The organism is Pseudomonas sp. ICMP 10191 (assembly GCF_001467335.1).
Classification (GTDB): Bacteria; Pseudomonadota; Gammaproteobacteria; order Pseudomonadales; family Pseudomonadaceae; genus Aquipseudomonas; species Aquipseudomonas cerasi.
The window spans coordinates 1-15090 of the sequence record NZ_LKGW01000116.1 but is presented as its reverse complement, the minus strand read 5'-3'; the positions used below and the strand labels follow the sequence as shown (position 1 = coordinate 15090).

The 15090-nt window shown below is 60.7% G+C and carries 16 protein-coding genes; 8 read left to right on the top strand and 8 right to left on the bottom strand.

Annotation, left to right across the window (positions count from 1 at the left end):
* The first annotated feature begins 16 nt into the window (after positions 1-16).
* Positions 17-574, top strand: a complete 558-nt coding sequence (locus AO388_RS16680; RefSeq protein WP_003340101.1) for an L-threonylcarbamoyladenylate synthase — start codon at positions 17-19, stop codon at positions 572-574.
* 36 nt (positions 575-610) lie between these two features.
* On the opposite strand, the gene AO388_RS16675 is transcribed toward AO388_RS16680, so the two are convergent.
* Entirely contained in the window at positions 611-1588 is a 978-nt protein-coding gene (locus tag AO388_RS16675; RefSeq protein WP_058416776.1) for an NADPH:quinone reductase, read from the bottom strand.
* Positions 1589-1759: 171 nt separating this feature from the next.
* Here AO388_RS16675 and hemF point away from each other — a divergent pair, with 171 nt between their 5' ends.
* Together hemF and aroE are read left to right on the top strand one after the other, a co-directional pair.
* Positions 1760-2674, top strand: coding sequence for an oxygen-dependent coproporphyrinogen oxidase (hemF, locus tag AO388_RS16670; RefSeq protein ID WP_003401477.1), 915 nt, complete (start codon positions 1760-1762; stop codon positions 2672-2674).
* 51 nt (positions 2675-2725) lie between these two features.
* Positions 2726-3550 (top strand): shikimate dehydrogenase, encoded by an 825-nt coding sequence (gene aroE, locus AO388_RS16665; protein ID WP_003432721.1) that lies wholly within the window; start codon positions 2726-2728, stop codon positions 3548-3550.
* Between the two features lie 242 nt (positions 3551-3792).
* Here the strand turns inward: aroE and AO388_RS16660 are convergent, their stop codons facing one another.
* The 3 genes from AO388_RS16660 to betC form a co-directional block, all read right to left on the bottom strand.
* Complete coding sequence (locus AO388_RS16660; protein ID WP_003432720.1) at positions 3793-5361, bottom strand: SulP family inorganic anion transporter; 1569 nt, start codon at positions 5359-5361, stop codon at positions 3793-3795.
* Between the two features lie 170 nt (positions 5362-5531).
* Entirely contained in the window at positions 5532-6458 is a 927-nt protein-coding gene (locus AO388_RS16655; protein WP_003367786.1) for a choline ABC transporter substrate-binding protein, read from the bottom strand.
* Between the two features lie 36 nt (positions 6459-6494).
* Positions 6495-8000, bottom strand: a complete 1506-nt coding sequence (betC, locus tag AO388_RS16650; RefSeq protein ID WP_044309649.1) for a choline-sulfatase — start codon at positions 7998-8000, stop codon at positions 6495-6497.
* A gap of 114 nt (positions 8001-8114) precedes the next feature.
* Between betC and AO388_RS16645 the strand changes: the two genes are divergently transcribed.
* Both AO388_RS16645 and AO388_RS16640 read left to right on the top strand, forming a co-directional pair.
* On the top strand, positions 8115-9065 hold the full coding sequence (locus tag AO388_RS16645) for a choline sulfate utilization transcriptional regulator (RefSeq protein WP_003367782.1): 951 nt from the start codon (positions 8115-8117) through the stop codon (positions 9063-9065).
* A 145-nt stretch (positions 9066-9210) separates the two neighbouring features.
* The gene (locus AO388_RS16640; RefSeq protein WP_058416775.1) at positions 9211-10035 is read left to right on the top strand and encodes an alpha/beta fold hydrolase; all 825 of its coding nucleotides are present in this window, start codon (positions 9211-9213) and stop codon (positions 10033-10035) included.
* 154 nt (positions 10036-10189) lie between these two features.
* Here the strand turns inward: AO388_RS16640 and AO388_RS16635 are convergent, their stop codons facing one another.
* From AO388_RS16635 to trpB, 3 genes are all read right to left on the bottom strand, one after another.
* Complete coding sequence (locus AO388_RS16635) at positions 10190-10720, bottom strand: anti-virulence regulator CigR family protein (protein ID WP_044309652.1); 531 nt, start codon at positions 10718-10720, stop codon at positions 10190-10192.
* 125 nt (positions 10721-10845) lie between these two features.
* Positions 10846-11655 (bottom strand): tryptophan synthase subunit alpha, encoded by an 810-nt coding sequence (gene trpA, locus AO388_RS16630; RefSeq protein ID WP_058416774.1) that lies wholly within the window; start codon positions 11653-11655, stop codon positions 10846-10848.
* A complete protein-coding gene (gene trpB / locus AO388_RS16625) occupies positions 11652-12881 on the bottom strand; it encodes a tryptophan synthase subunit beta (RefSeq protein ID WP_003367769.1) in 1230 nt (409 codons plus the stop codon). The genes trpA and trpB overlap by 4 nt, the downstream gene beginning before the upstream one ends.
* Positions 12882-12960: 79 nt before the next feature.
* On the opposite strand from trpB, the gene AO388_RS16620 reads away from it, so the two are divergent.
* The gene (locus AO388_RS16620; RefSeq protein ID WP_003432714.1) at positions 12961-13917 is read left to right on the top strand and encodes a LysR family transcriptional regulator; all 957 of its coding nucleotides are present in this window, start codon (positions 12961-12963) and stop codon (positions 13915-13917) included.
* On the opposite strand, the gene AO388_RS16615 is transcribed toward AO388_RS16620, so the two are convergent.
* Entirely contained in the window at positions 13918-14244 is a 327-nt protein-coding gene (locus AO388_RS16615; RefSeq protein WP_003318456.1) for a DUF883 family protein, read from the bottom strand. It lies immediately after the preceding gene.
* A gap of 165 nt (positions 14245-14409) precedes the next feature.
* Here AO388_RS16615 and AO388_RS16610 point away from each other — a divergent pair, with 165 nt between their 5' ends.
* On the top strand, positions 14410-14625 hold the full coding sequence (locus AO388_RS16610; protein WP_003318455.1) for a dodecin: 216 nt from the start codon (positions 14410-14412) through the stop codon (positions 14623-14625).
* Positions 14626-14771: 146 nt separating this feature from the next.
* Positions 14772-14996, top strand: coding sequence for a DUF1161 domain-containing protein (locus AO388_RS16605; protein ID WP_003318454.1), 225 nt, complete (start codon positions 14772-14774; stop codon positions 14994-14996).
* Positions 14997-15090 lie beyond the last annotated feature (94 nt).

Here is a 15090-nt window from a genome sequence, read left to right as displayed (position 1 = left end):
AGTGGAGAGACAAACAATGGTCAGCAGTTGGCGAGTGCAACAAGCCGCTCAGGATATTCGAGCCGGTGCGGTGATTGCCTACCCGACCGAGGCAGTCTGGGGGCTTGGGTGCGATCCGTGGGATGAAGAAGCGGTCTATCGTCTGTTGGCGATCAAGTCACGGCCGGTGGAAAAAGGCCTGATCCTGATTGCCGACAACATTCGCCAGTTCGACTTCCTGTTCGAAGACTTCCCTGAACTGTGGCTCGACCGCATGGCCAGCACCTGGCCTGGGCCCAACACCTGGCTGGTACCGCATCAGAACCTGCTGCCCGAGTGGATCACCGGCATTCACGAAACCGTGGCGCTGCGTGTTACCGATCACCCGACCGTACGTGAACTGTGCGCACTGGTCGGTCCGTTGATTTCCACCTCGGCCAACCCGGCGGGTCGCCCGGCTGCGCGTTCGAGATTGCGCGTCGAGCAGTACTTCCGCGGGCAGATCGACGGGGTTCTCGGCGGCAGCCTGGGCGGGCGTCGAAACCCCAGCGTGATACGGGATATCGCCACCGCGCAGATTGTGCGCGCCGGCTGACGCTGGCACACACAGTGCGCATTCAAGGGCAGACGATCAAGGAATCAGAATGGTCGAGCCGGTGGTGCGTCTGGCCGACAGCTCGGTCTGCGCCTTGGCGGCATCCTTCAGAGCATACTGCTGAATGCCGTCGACCTTGAGTTTGCCGCTGGCGAGCATGTCGAACAGCTCGTCCGCCATGGCCTGCAGGTTCTGCGCATTGTTGGCGTAAGAGCCCAGCGTCGGGCGCGTGACATACACCGAACCCTTTTGCGCCAGAATCCCGAGATTCACGCCCGAGACCGGCCCGGACGCATTGCCGAAGCTCACCACCAGCCCACGTGGTGCCACGCAGTCGAGTGACGTCAGCCAGGTGTCCTGACCCACCCCGTCGTAGACCACCGGGCATTTCTTGCCGTCGGTCAGCTCCAGCACGCGCCTGGCGACGTCTTCGTGACTGTAATCGATGGTTTCCCAGGCACCCAGCGCCTTGGCGTGCGCGGCCTTCTCCGGCGAACTGACCGTGCCGATCAGTTTGGCGCCCAGCGCCTTGACCCATTGGCAGGCCAGCGAACCCACACCACCCGCAGCAGCATGAAACAGAATGGTCTCGCCCGGCTTCACCTGATACGTCTGACGCAGCAGATACTGCACCGTCAGGCCCTTGAGCATCAGGGCTGCGGCCTGCTCGAAACTGATCGAGTCCGCCAGCTTCACCAGATTCGCTTCAGGCAGCACGTGCACTTCGCTGTACGCCCCCAGCGGCCCGGTGCCGTAAGCGACACGATCTCCGACCTTGAAGCGCGTCACCTCGGCCCCCACCGCCTCGACCACCCCCGCCCCTTCGGCACCGAGGCCGGAAGGCAGCGACGGCGCCGGATACAGCCCGCTGCGGTAATAGGTATCGATGAAATTCAGGCCAATGGCCTTGTTACGCACAACCACCGCCTGCGGCCCCGGAGCCTGCGGCTCGAAATCGACATATTCAAGAACCTCGGGTCCTCCGACAGCGCTGAACTGGATACGCTTTGCCATGTGCTCTCTCCTTGATGGTTAAAACAAGCTGCGAAAGCCCCCATCGGACTCCATCCCCGGACCTTCGTCAACTGCCAGCCCGCGCCGCCGATGGTATGCTACGCGCCAATTTGCCTGCGCCTCTTTTGCTGCGAGGGCTCAGCCGTTTGACGTCAGCCGTAAGGGATCCTCATGAGTACCCGTACCGAGGCCGTAAAAGCCTACCTGCTCGACCTGCAAGACCGTATCTGCACTGCGCTTGAACAGGAAGATGGCAGCGCACACTTCATGGAAGATGCCTGGACGCGTCCGGCGGGCGGCGGTGGTCGCACGCGGGTGATCGAGAATGGCACGGTCATCGAGAAAGGCGGTGTCAATTTTTCCCATGTTTTCGGCAGCAATCTGCCGCCGTCTGCCAGTGCTCATCGGCCTGAACTGGCCGGGCGTGGTTTCGAGGCGCTGGGCGTGTCGCTGGTGATCCATCCGCACAACCCGCATGTGCCGACGTCCCACGCCAACGTGCGTTTCTTCATTGCCGAGAAAGAAGGTGAAGAGGCCGTCTGGTGGTTCGGTGGCGGTTTCGACCTGACGCCCTATTACGGCGTCGAGGAAGACTGCGTGCACTGGCACCGGGTCGCCGAGCGCGCCTGTGCGCCCTTCGGTGAGGATGTCTACCCGCGTTACAAGGCCTGGTGCGACAGTTACTTCCACCTCAAGCATCGCGATGAACCGCGCGGCATCGGAGGTCTGTTTTTCGATGACGTGAACCAGTGGGATTTCGACACCAGTTTCGCGTTCATTCGTGCTATCGGTGATGCGTTCATCAATGCGTATCTGCCGATCGTGCGGCGTCGCAAGGCGGCGGCCTATACCGTGCAGCAGCGTGAGTTTCAGGAATTCCGTCGTGGTCGCTACGTCGAGTTCAACCTGGTGTATGACCGCGGCACGTTGTTCGGTCTGCAATCGGGTGGGCGTACCGAATCGATCCTCATGTCGCTGCCGCCGCAAGTGCGTTGGGGTTATGACTGGAAGGCCGCGCCGGGCAGCGAAGAGGCGCGTCTGACCGAATACTTCCTCACTGATCGGGACTGGCTGGCCGAAAACTGAGCCGATTCACCGCCGCAAGGTGCTGCACACGCAAACAGATCAGGAACACACATGGACCAGTACGTCGTCTTCGGTAATCCCATCGGCCACAGCAAGTCGCCGTTGATTCATCGCCTGTTTGCCGAGCAAACCGGGCAAACGCTGGATTACCAGACCTCGCTGGCACCGCTGAACGATTTCACCGCGTTCGCCCAGGCGTTTTTCCAGGTCGGGCGCGGTGCCAACGTTACTGTGCCGTTCAAGGAAGAAGCCTGGCGCCTTGCCGACAGTCTGACCCAGCGTGCGCAGCGCGCCGGGGCGGTCAACACCCTGAGCAAGCTCGACGACGGAACCCTGCTGGGTGATAACACTGACGGTGCCGGGCTGGTACGTGATCTGACGGTCAATTGCGGTCGCAGCCTGCGTGGTCAGCGCATTCTGTTGCTGGGCGCAGGCGGTGCGGTGCGTGGTGCGCTGGAGCCGTTGCTTGCGCAACAGCCCGCTGCCTTGGTGATCGCCAATCGTACGGTCGAGAAAGCCGAACGACTGGCGCAGGAGTTTGCCGACCTCGGGCCGGTATTCGCCAGCAGCTACGACTGGCTTGAAGAGTCGGTGGACGTGATCATCAACGCCACCTCGGCCAGCCTGGCCGGAGAGTTGCCACCGATTGCGCCCAGCCTCATCCAGTCGGGAGTGACCTTCTGCTACGACATGATGTACAGCAACGAACCCACTGCTTTTTGCCGTTGGGCCACCGAACACGGCGCGGCGCAGGCGGTGGATGGTCTGGGCATGCTGGCCGAGCAGGCCGCAGAAGCCTTCCTGCTGTGGCGCGGTGTGCGTCCGGAATCGGCTCCGGTGCTGGCTGAGTTGCGCAGATTGCTGGCTGCGGGTTGATCGGCTATCTGCGGACTATCGTGCCAATGCTCCGAGTTATGCACAAGTCCGCTTTTGATTCTGGCCGAAGGCCGTGGGAGCGAACTTGTTCGCGAAGGCGGTATTTCAGATGATGTATTTTCGGCGATTATACCTGCCCTTTCGCGAACAAGTTCGCTCCCATGCCCTCCGGGCAGAAGCCAAATCTACGGGCTCATCGGGACCTTTGTAAAACGCAGAGCATCGCGACGATGATTCATGGCTCAATCCTCAAACAGAATCGGGCACTTCTCCGCCCCTTCCAGCTTGTGCAGTTCCTCGATCACTTGCGGCCTGGCATTGCGCAGGACCAGCACTCTGCCCTGCCGGCCCAGACGTCTGGCTTCCTGATGAAGCATCTCAACGCCTGAGTAATCGATGAAGTTGATCTGCTGCGCATCGATCACCACTCGCACACCTTCGGTACGTTGCAGGCGGGTTTGCAGGTAGTGGCTGGCCCCGAAGAAGATCGATCCGCCGACCCGCAGGACCTCCTCGTCGCCCTCGCGCCATTGTTGGACACGCGGTTGCGAGGTGCGCTTGAGATAGAAAAACAGCGAGGCCAGCACACCGGCGTAGATCGCGGTTTGCAGCTCCAGCAGCAGGGTGGCCAGACAGGTCAGCGCCATCACGAAAAACTCGGCGCGGCTGACGCGGAACAGCGCACGAATGCCTCGGCGATCCACCAGCCCCCAACAGATCAGCAGAATTGAGGCGGCCATGGCCGGGATCGGAATGTGCGATATCAACGAGGCACCGGCGACTGCGAACAGCGCCACCCATAGCGCGGAAAACACCCCCGCCAACGGCGAGCGCGCACCTGCCTCGTAACTCAATGCCGCACGGGTAAAAGACCCGGCTGACAGGTAGCCGGAGAACAGCGAGCCGACCATGTTCGACAGCCCCTGGGCACGCACTTCCTGATTGGCATTGAGCATCTGCTGCGAACGAGCTGACAGCGAGCGGGCAATCGACAGGCTGTTGACCAGCCCGAGCATGCCCACCGCCACGGCGGTCGGCAGCAATTTAAGGATCAGTTCGAGATCCAGCGGCAACGGACTGAAGGGCGGCAGATGGCCGACGAAGGCGCTGACCACACGGACATGGCCGAACATCGCCGGCCACAGCCACACCAGCAGGCTGCTCGACACCAGTGCGATCAACAGCGTCGGCCAGCGAGGCACGAGCAGCTTGAGTCCGATACCCAGCGCCAGGGTCAACAGACCGAGCATCAGCGAAGACAGATCGACCTCACGCAGATGCTCGAGCACGGCGCTCACGCTTTTGAGGGCGGTGGTCTGACTCGGCAGATCAATGCCCAGCAGATTGGGCATCTGCCCCAGCGCAATCACCACCGCAGCGCCCAGCGTGAAACCCAGCACCACCGAGTGCGAAACGAAATTTACCAGTGCACCGAAGCGCATCATCCCCAGCAACAACTGAAATACGCCAGCGATGAAGGTCAGCAGCAGGATCAACATGATGTAGTCCTGACTGGCCGGGACGGCGAGCGGACTGACACTGGCGTACAGCACGATGGAAATAGCCGCAGTCGGCCCGCAGATCAGGTGCCAGGACGATCCCCACAGACAGGCCACGAGGACTGGAACAATCGCAGCGTAGAGACCGTACTCAGGCGGCAGCCCGGCGATCAGTGCGTAAGCGATGGATTGCGGCAGTGCCAGAATGGCGCCACTCAGGCCCACTAGCGCATCACGCCCGACGCTGGCGCGATTCTGCTGCGGCAGCCAGGCGAGAAAGGGTAGGAATTTATGGCGATTGAGCCAGCGCATCGGTCCCTCGGTTGAATTGAACGTAGAGGACGCAGAGCGCCCAGAACGGCACGTGGAGCATGGGCACGATAGTCGGACGCCTGTCGTTCCTCACGCTCCAGCGTGGAAATGCCTTGGGTGACGCTCCGCGTCACAGACCTTCGTCACGCAGCGCACTCAAGGCTTTACGCTTACAACCTGGCCTTCACCGCCGCCAGACCGTCCTTGCCATCAGCGGTCTGTACGCCCTCCAGCCACTTGTCCAGCACCGCCGGGTTGGCCTTGATCCAGGCTTTCGCCGCCTCGCTGTTGCTGACCTTCTTGTTGACCACTTCGGCCATGATGCTGTTTTCCATGTCCAGGGTGAAGCTCAGATTGGTCAGCAGCTTGCCGACGTTCGGGCAGGCTTGAGCATAACCCTTGCGGGTCAGTGTAAAGACCGAGCCGGTGTCGCCGAAATATTTCTCGCCGCCCTTGAGGTAGTGCATGCCCTTGATCTGCACGTTCATCGGGTGCGGCGTCCAGCCGAGGAACACCACAAAGGCTTTTTTCTTCACGTTGCGATTGACCTCGGCGAGCATCGCAGTCTCGCTGGATTCCACCAGCTTCCATTTGCCCAGGTCGAATTCGTTCTTCTTGATGATCTCCTGCAACGACAGGTTGGCAGGCGCGCCGGAACCGATGCCGTAGATTTTCTTGTCGAACTTGTCAGCGAATTTGTTCAGGTCGGCAAAGTTATGCACACCGGCTTCCCAGACGTAATCCGGTACGGCCAGGGTGAATTCGGTGCCCTCCAGGTTTTTCGCCAGTTGCGTCACATCTCCGGTGGCCACGAACTTGTCGTAAAAGCCCTGCTGCGCCGGCATCCAGTTACCCAGAAACACATCCAGCTTGCCGTCTTTCAAACCGCCATAGGCAATCGGCACGGCCAGGGTATCGACCTTGGGCGTGTAGCCCAGGCCCTCGAGGACCACGCTGGTAATGGCGTTGGTGGCCGCAATGTCACTCCAGCCGGGATCGGCCATCTTCACGGTGCTGCAACTGGCGTCCTCCGCCTGCGCTGCCAGGCTACCGAAGGTCATGACCGCGACCGCAACGGCTGTGGATAACTTCTTCATTGATGTACCCCTTTGGTTTTTTTGGTGTGGGCAGGGTCAAGGTTGCGGAAAACGTGCCTTGCGCTCCAGATCGTCCAGATCAATGTGGTTGCGCATGTACTGCTGACTGGCGTCGACCAGTGGCTGGTGATCCCAACTCTTCAGCTTGCCGGTTGCCAGCGATTTGGCGACGAAGCGCCTTCTACGCTGACTGGCGAGCACCTGTTGGTGTATCGCCGGGATGTCCCACTTGGCCCGAGCTTCGGCCAGGAAGTCATTGAACAGCTTTTCATGGGCGGGTGATTGGCTCAGGTCCTTCTGCTCTTCCGGGTCCTTCTTCACATCGAACAGCAGGCACGGGTCCTGTTCCGAATAGATAAATTTGTACGCGCCACGACGGATCATCATCAGCGGGCTGGTGGTGCCTTCGGCCATGTATTCACCGAACACCTCGTCGTGCCCGCCCTTGCGTTTCAGATGCGGCATCAGCGAGCGTCCGTCCAGTGGCAAACCGGCGTCCAGTTTGCCGCTGGCCATTTCGACGAAGGTCGGCAGCAGGTCGGCAGTCGACACCGACGCACTGACCCGTCCCGGTTTGAACTGGCCCGGCGCGTACACCACCAGCGGCACGCGCGCGGCCATTTCGAACCAGTGCATTTTGTACCAGAGGCCCTTCTCGCCCAGCATGTCGCCGTGATCGCCGGAGAACACCACGATGGTGTCTTCCGCCAGCCCGACTTCATCGAGCGTCTGCATCAGCTTGCCGACGTTGAGGTCGATGTAGCTGCACGCGCCAAAGTAGGCGCGGCGCGCATCACGAATCTTGTCGGTCGGCATGGGCTTGTCCCACAGGTCATAGACCTTGAGCAGCCGTTGCGAATGCGGGTCCAGCGCGGCCTGATTGGCGTGCGGCGGCGGCATCGGGATCTCTTCGTCGGCGTACAGGTCCCAGAACGGCTTGGGAATGGTGTACGGGTCATGAGGATGAGTCATGGAAACGGTCAGGCAGAAAGGCGCATCACCGTCCTGGCGCACGTGGTCGTACAGATACTGCTGGGACTTGAACAGCACCTCTTCGTCGAAATCCAGCTGGTTGGTGCGAATGCACGGACCAGCCTGCAATACCGATGACATGTTGTGATACCAGCTTGGCCGCACATCCGGCTCGTCCCAATTGACTGACCAGCCATAGTCGGCCGGGTAGATGTCACTGGTCAGGCGTTCTTCGTAGCCATGCAACTGGTCCGGCCCGCAGAAATGCATCTTGCCTGCCAAGGCGGTCTTGTAGCCCAGCGCACGCAGGTAGTGGGCATAAGTAGGGATGTCGGCCGGGAAGTCAGCTGCGTTGTCGTACGCGCCGATCCTGCTCGGCAGCTGGCCGCTGACCAGGGTGAAGCGCGACGGCGCGCAAAGGGGGCTGTTGCAATACGCCGAGTCGAACACTACGCCATTGGCGGCCATGCGGCTCAGGTTCGGCATCAGAATCGGGGATCGGGCGTAAAACGGCAACATTGGCGCGGCCATTTGATCGGCCATGATGAACAGAATATTTTTGCGCTTCATGTAATCGCTGCATCCCATTGTGAAAAGTTATGCGAAAGTGCCGGGTATGAGGATGGAGTCCATACGTTTCAGGGTAAAGCCCATACACAGCAATACCTAGGATAAGCCCAGCTAATGTTTGAATCTTTCGGCGATGTGTCACTCGATCTGCTGCGTGCATTTGAAGTCGCGGCGCGTTTGCGCAGCTTCACAGCGGCAGCCCTCGAACTGGGCACGACACAGCCCGCTGTCAGCCAGCAGATCAAGCGCCTCGAAGAGCAACTCGCTACCCGTCTGTTCGACCGCATCTACCGTGGCATCGAATTGACCGACGCCGGTGAAGTGCTATTCAGCCATGTGCAGGCCGGGCTGCAATCCATCGACAGCGGATTGACAGCCATTACCGAACACCACCAGCACGAAGTGCTTCAAGTGGCGACCGACTTCGCCTTCGCCGCCTACTGGCTGATGCCGCGTCTGCACCGTTTCCACAAGGTTAACCCGGACGTGGACGTCAGCCTGGTCACCAGCGAGCGTACCCACAGCATGTTACGTGCTGATATCGATGTTGCGGTGCTGTTCGGTGACGGGCGCTTCAAACAGGGCGAAAGCCACTGGCTGTTCAGCGAAGAGGTCTTCCCGGTGTGCAGCCCGCAACTGATCGCCGGGCGCCAGACGCCGCTGCCCAACGATGCGCTGCGCGACTTTCCACTCCTGCACCTGCGTGGCGAAAGCATCAACCACTGGTTCGACTGGGCGGGCGTATTCCGCGCGCTGGACATCCCTCAGGCCCCCGCGCCCGGTCAACTGCGCTTCGACAACTACACCCTGCTGATCCAGGCGGCCATCGGCGGACAGGGCATCGCCATCGGCTGGAAGCACTTGGTCGATGACCTGCTCGATCAGGGCCTGCTCTGTCGCCCTATCGCCGGCGCGGCGATTTCCGGCCAGGGCTATTACGTTGTCCTGCCCCAGCGCAAACGCCGCGTGCAGATCGTTCAGCAATTCGTGGACTGGCTGGCCAGCGAGCAGGCGTTGAGCGGGGTTTCGCTGGCGGGCAGGCCATTGCCGTCGATTGCGGTGTAACATTGCCCCGCTGAAAAGTGACCGCTCGGTCCATCGCCGCGCGCACATCAACAAAATGGTCATGCATACGCTTGAATATCATCGGTGCCCTGCCCCAGGCTGCCTGAACCGAATGCTGAAAGACCAGAACAGAGGATCATCAGAAATGCCGGATCTACTCATCGACGGTAAGACACTCCACTATTCCGACCAGGGCACGGGCCCGGTGGTAGTGCTCGGTCACAGCTATCTCTGGGACAAGGCGATGTGGAGTGCACAGATTGATACCCTGGCCAGCCAGTATCGGGTGATCGTGCCGGATCTGTGGGGGCACGGAGATTCCAGCGGGTTTCCCGAAGGCACTCGCAACCTCGATGATCTGGCGCGGCATGCGCTGGCGCTGCTGGATCATTTGAATATCGAGCGTTGCAGCATCGTCGGGCTGTCGGTCGGCGGTATGTGGGGCGCAATCGCTGCACTGCTCGCGCCAGAGCGCATCACCGGGCTGGTGCTGATGGACACCTATCTGGGCAAAGAGACCGAAGCCAAGAAAGCCTATTACTTCTCGTTGCTCGACAAGCTGGAAGAGGTCGGGACCTTTCCTGAGCCGCTGCTGGATATCGTCGTACCGATTTTCTTCCGTCCCGGCATTGATCCGCAGTCGCCTGTGTACACGTCGTTTCGTGCAGCGCTTGCCGGCATGAATACCGAGCAGTTGCGTCAGTCCGTCGTACCACTGGGAAGGATGATTTTCGGTCGTGATGACCGGCTCGGGTTGATCGAACAACTGAATGCCGACACCACGCTGGTAATGTGTGGCGATGCGGACATCCCGCGCCCGCCTGAAGAAACCTGCGAGATGGCCAGCCTGATCGGCTGCCCTTACGTGCTGGTGCCTGAGGCAGGGCATATCGCCAGTCTGGAGAACCCGGATTTTGTGTCGGGAGCGCTGATGACGTTTTTGGCGCGGGTTAACCAGAAGCAGGGTTGAGCTGGGCGGGTTTCTGCGCTGGGCGGCCCTCAAGATCGGACGCGGAGCGTCCAGAACGGCATACGACGCGGAGCGTCGCACGATAGTCGAGATTATCGTTCCTCACGCTCCAGCGTGGGAGTGCCTTGTTCGACGCTCCGCATAGCAGCACCCATCAATTCAACACGCCATCCAGAATCGCGTAAACAATCCCAGAACCCACGGCGATCAGTACGACGTCGGTGCCCAGGCGGCGCCATTCGTAGCCGTCATAATGTGGCAGGTATTGCAGCGAGCGGCTGTCCAGGCGTTTGCCGTAACCAGGGGGCAACGGACGGCCCTTGGCGATGTGTACGCCAGGCGGCAGTGGCTGGCCCCGGCCGATGACGTCGCGGTGTTGCTGGAAGGTCTCGCGTACCGGGCCGAAATCCTGCGGTGGGCGGTTGCCGCCGCGGTTGTCCTGATGCGCCTGTCTGCCTGGCTGGCTGGCCGGGCCTTTGTCCGGACCCCGGCCATTGTCATTGCCCGGTCCACGGTCATTGCCACGCTCGTTATGCCCGCCATTGCTCTGCGGCCCCGGCTGTTGAACGCCACGATTGTCGTCCGGGCCATCACCGCGTTGATCCGGTGGTGCAGCTTGCAGCAGCGGACTGGCGCTGATCATCAAGATACCCAGTCCGGTGATAAAACGGTTTGGCAGTTTCATGGTGTTTCCTCGGCTTCACTCAATGCAGCAAAAAGGGGTTCATGACGCTGGTCATGAACCCCTTATGTCTTGCTACATAGAGCCGCCGCTCAGGCTTTGATTCCTCTGTATCAGAAACTTTACCCTCAGCGACGAGCGCTACGTACGCCCTCGGCCAGCGCCGCGCACAGCGTCAGCACGCCGTCGACGGCATGCTCCGGCGACTCGGCGCTGGCGATCTTGTCGACGAACGCCGAGCCCACGACCACGCCGTCAGCCAGGCGCGCAATCGCCGCGGCCTGCTCGGGTGTGCGGATACCGAAACCGACGCTGATCGGCAGATCGGTGTGGCGGCGCAAGCGAGCGATGGCTTCAGTGACGTGCTCGGTGGTGGCCGAGCCAGCCCCGGTCACACCGGCGACCGACACGTAGTAAACGAACCCGGAACTGCGTTCCAGCACGCGCGGCAGGCGCGCATCATCGGTGGTCGGCGTGGTCAGACGGATGAAGTCGATGCCGGACGCCTGTGCAGGCGTCGCCAGCTCGGCGTCGTGCTCGGGTGGCAGGTCAACGATGATCAGACCGTCAACGCCCGCTTCCTTTGCCTGCGCCACGAAGGCTTCGACGCCAAAGCGGTGAATCGGGTTGTAGTAACCCATCAGCACAATCGGCGTGGTCTGATCGTCGACACGGAATTCGCTGACCATCTGCAGGGTTTTCTGCAGGGTCTGGCCAGCGTCCAGAGCACGCAGGGTCGCCAGCTGAATCGCCACACCGTCGGCCATCGGATCGGTGAACGGCATACCCAGCTCGATCACGTCAGCACCCGCCGCAGGCAGGCCTTTCAGGACTTTCAGCGAGGTGGCGTAGCCAGGGTCACCGGCGGTGATGAAGGTGACCAGCGCCGCACGACCTTCGGTTTTAAGCTGGGCGAAACGATGTTCTAGACGGCTCATACCAGCTGCTCCTGAGTGTGTTCGGCGGCTGCCATATGGTTCATGACGGTTTGCATGTCTTTGTCGCCGCGCCCGGACAGGCACACGACCATCAGGTGATCATCGCGCAGGTTGGTCGCGCGCTTCATGGCTTCAGCCAGGGCGTGAGCGGTTTCCAGCGCCGGGATGATGCCTTCGAGCAGGCAGCACTGATGGAAAGCATCCAGCGCTTCGTCATCGGTGATGCTGACGTATTCGACGCGCTTCACTTCGTGCAGGAATGCGTGTTCCGGGCCGATGCCTGGGTAGTCCAGACCGGCAGAGATCGAGTGCGCATCGGTGATTTGTCCGTCGCCGTCCTGCAGCAGGTAGGTACGGTTGCCGTGCAGCACGCCCGGTACGCCGCCGTTCAGGCTGGCCGCGTGCTTGTCGGTGCTGACGCCGTGACCGCCCGCTTCAACGCCGATGATTTCCACACTGGCGTCATCCAGGAACGGATGGAACAGGCCCATGGCGTTGGAACCGCCGCCGACACAGGCGACCAGGCTGTCCGGCAGACGACCTTCCTTCTCCAGCATCTGCTCTTTGGTTTCCTTGCCGATGATGGCCTGGAAGTCACGGACCATCGCTGGGTAAGGGTGCGGGCCTGCCACGGTGCCGATCAGGTAGAAGGTGTCGTCGACGTTGGTCACCCAGTCACGCAGCGCTTCGTTCATCGCATCTTTCAGGGTGCCGGTGCCGGAAGTGACCGGAACGATTTCAGCGCCCAGCAGCTTCATGCGGAACACGTTGGCCTGCTGACGCTCGATGTCGGTAGCACCCATGTAGATCACGCAAGGCAGACCGAAACGTGCAGCAACGGTAGCAGTGGCAACGCCGTGCATGCCGGCGCCGGTTTCCGCGATCAGGCGTTTTTTGCCCATGCGTTTGGCCAGCAGCACCTGACCGATGCAGTTGTTGATCTTGTGCGCGCCGGTGTGATTGAGCTCTTCACGCTTGAAGTAGATTTTCGCGCCGCCACAGAACTCGGTCAGGCGCTCGGCGAAGTACAGCGGGTTTGGACGGCCCACGTAATCGCGCTGGAAGTAGGCCATCTCCTTGATGAATTCCGGGTCGGCTTTGGCGGCTTCGTACTCGCGGTTGAGGTCTAGCACCAGCGGCATAAGGGTTTCAGCCACGTAGCGGCCGCCGAATGAGCCGAACAGGCCATTGGCGTCGGGGCCGCTGCGGAAATTGGTCTGGGTCATGAAGTGCTCCAGTTGCAGTATTGGGCGAATGGGTTGAGCCGTATTGGCAATGGGTCCACTTTAACCAGCGCAAGGCTGGATGAAAACCGATAAGATCGCTGCAACCTGTCAGGAAAACTCACAGATCATGAGCCGCGACCTCCCTCCCCTCAATGCATTGCGCGCCTTTGAAAGCACTGCCCGGCTTGGCAGTGTCAGCCAGGCGGCCGAACAGCTGAACGTGACGCATGGTGCTGTCAGTCGCCAATTGAAAGTGCTTGAAGAACACCTGGGTGTAAGCCTGTTCAGCAAGGACGGACGAGGCCTGAAACTCACAGATGCAGGTATTCGCCTACGCGATGTCAGCGGCGACGCGTTCGACCGGCTGCGCGGCGTGTGTGCAGAACTGAGCAAGGGCAGCGCAGATGCGCCGTTCGTGTTGGGTTGCTCCGGCAGCCTGCTGGCGCGCTGGTTCATCCCGCGCTTGAGTCGCCTGAATGCCGAGCTGCCGGACCTGCGTCTGCACCTGTCGGCAGGTGAAGGTGATCTTGACCCGCGTCGGCCAGGTCTTGATGCCCTGTTGATATTTGCCGAGCCGCCATGGCCGGCAGACATGCAGGTCTTCGAACTGGCAAGTGAGCGGATCGGACCGGTGTTGAGCCCACGTTTCGCGCGATTCGAGCGTCTGTGCGATGCACCAGTCGAGGCGTTGCTGGAAGAGTCGTTGCTGCAAACCACATCGCGTCCGCAGGCGTGGCCGAGCTGGGCGCAGCAGAACGGCATCGATCCGCAGTCATTGCGTTACGGGCAGGGTTTCGAGCATTTGTATTATTTGCTGGAGGCGGCCGTGGCGGGCCTTGGCATTGCAATTGCGCCCGAGCCTCTGGTCATCGATGACCTGAAGGCCGGTCGCCTGGCTGCGCCTTGGGGGTTCAGTGAAACCCCGGCGCAGCTGGCGCTTTGGGTACCCAGACGTGCGGCCGATGGACGGGCGCAGCAGCTTGCTCAGTGGTTAAAAAATGAGCTGAGGCGGTCCGGGGAACCGATCAAAAACTGATCAGTTACCGCGCTTGAACAGCATGTAGGCAGCGATCAGGCCGATGGCACCTACCGCAACGCCGGCGGTGGTCCAAGGGTGTTCCTGAGCGTAGTCGCGGGTTGCCAGTGCGTTTTCGCGGGTTTTCTCTTTAACGTCTTCGTAGACATCGCTTAGCAGGCTGCGCGAGTGGCTCAGCGCGCTTTCAGCGTTGGCTTTCAGATTCTTCAGTGTCTTGCGCGACTCGTCGGTAGCGTCGGCTTTCAGGCCCTCGAGGGACTTCAGGAGGCTCTCGATTTCAGCTTCCATACTCTGCAACGAGGCTTTGCGAAGTGACGTAGTAGCCATGGTGTTTCTCCTGCAATGATGAGTGGGCGTGTTGTTTCGGACTCCGGGCTTTTTGGAAAGTGCGATGGGATTTTTGCAAAGGTCTGAACTTTTGCGCGCCTTCTCCTGACAGAAGCAGGGAGCGCGCTCTATATCGCGTCTTTTTCAGACCTCAGGAGAACTGCCATGTCGGATCATCACACGTACAAGAAAGTTGAAATCGTAGGCTCTTCCACGACCACCATCGAAGACGCCATCAACAATGCCCTGGCTGAAGCCAGCAAAAGCCTCGACCTGATGGAATGGTTTGAAGTGACCGAAACCCGCGGCCATATCGAAAACGGCAAAGTCGCGCACTTCCAGGTGACGTTGAAAGTGGGCTTCCGCATCACCAACAGCTGAGGGTGATCTGAACCTTTCGGCTGGCCGATTGCCATAAGCTGCGCTACACGCAAATGTGGCCACGCGTTCGCTGTGTGAGCGTGGGGATTTTCAATGGGCGCCTGTTCCGATGGCGTCTTCATTTGGCCGGACGAGAGGGATTACCCATGAAGAAGTTTTTGTTGGCTGTAGGCTTGCTGAGCATTGCAGGCACTGCCCTCGCGGCAGGCAAGCCATGTGAAGAGTTGAAAAGTGAACTCGACGCAAGACTCCAGGCGAAGGGCGTAACGTCCTACACGCTGGAAGTGGTCGAGAAAGGCAGCGCGGCCGACAAGCAAGTCGTCGGCACCTGCGAAGGCGGCACCAAGGAAATCGTTTACCAGCGCGGTTGATTGCCAGCCAGGCCCGGCTCAGGCCGGTTGGCCCGGTCAATCCCGTTTGCAGGTTTCACGAACAGCATCGCCCCGGACTGTCATTCAGTCCGGG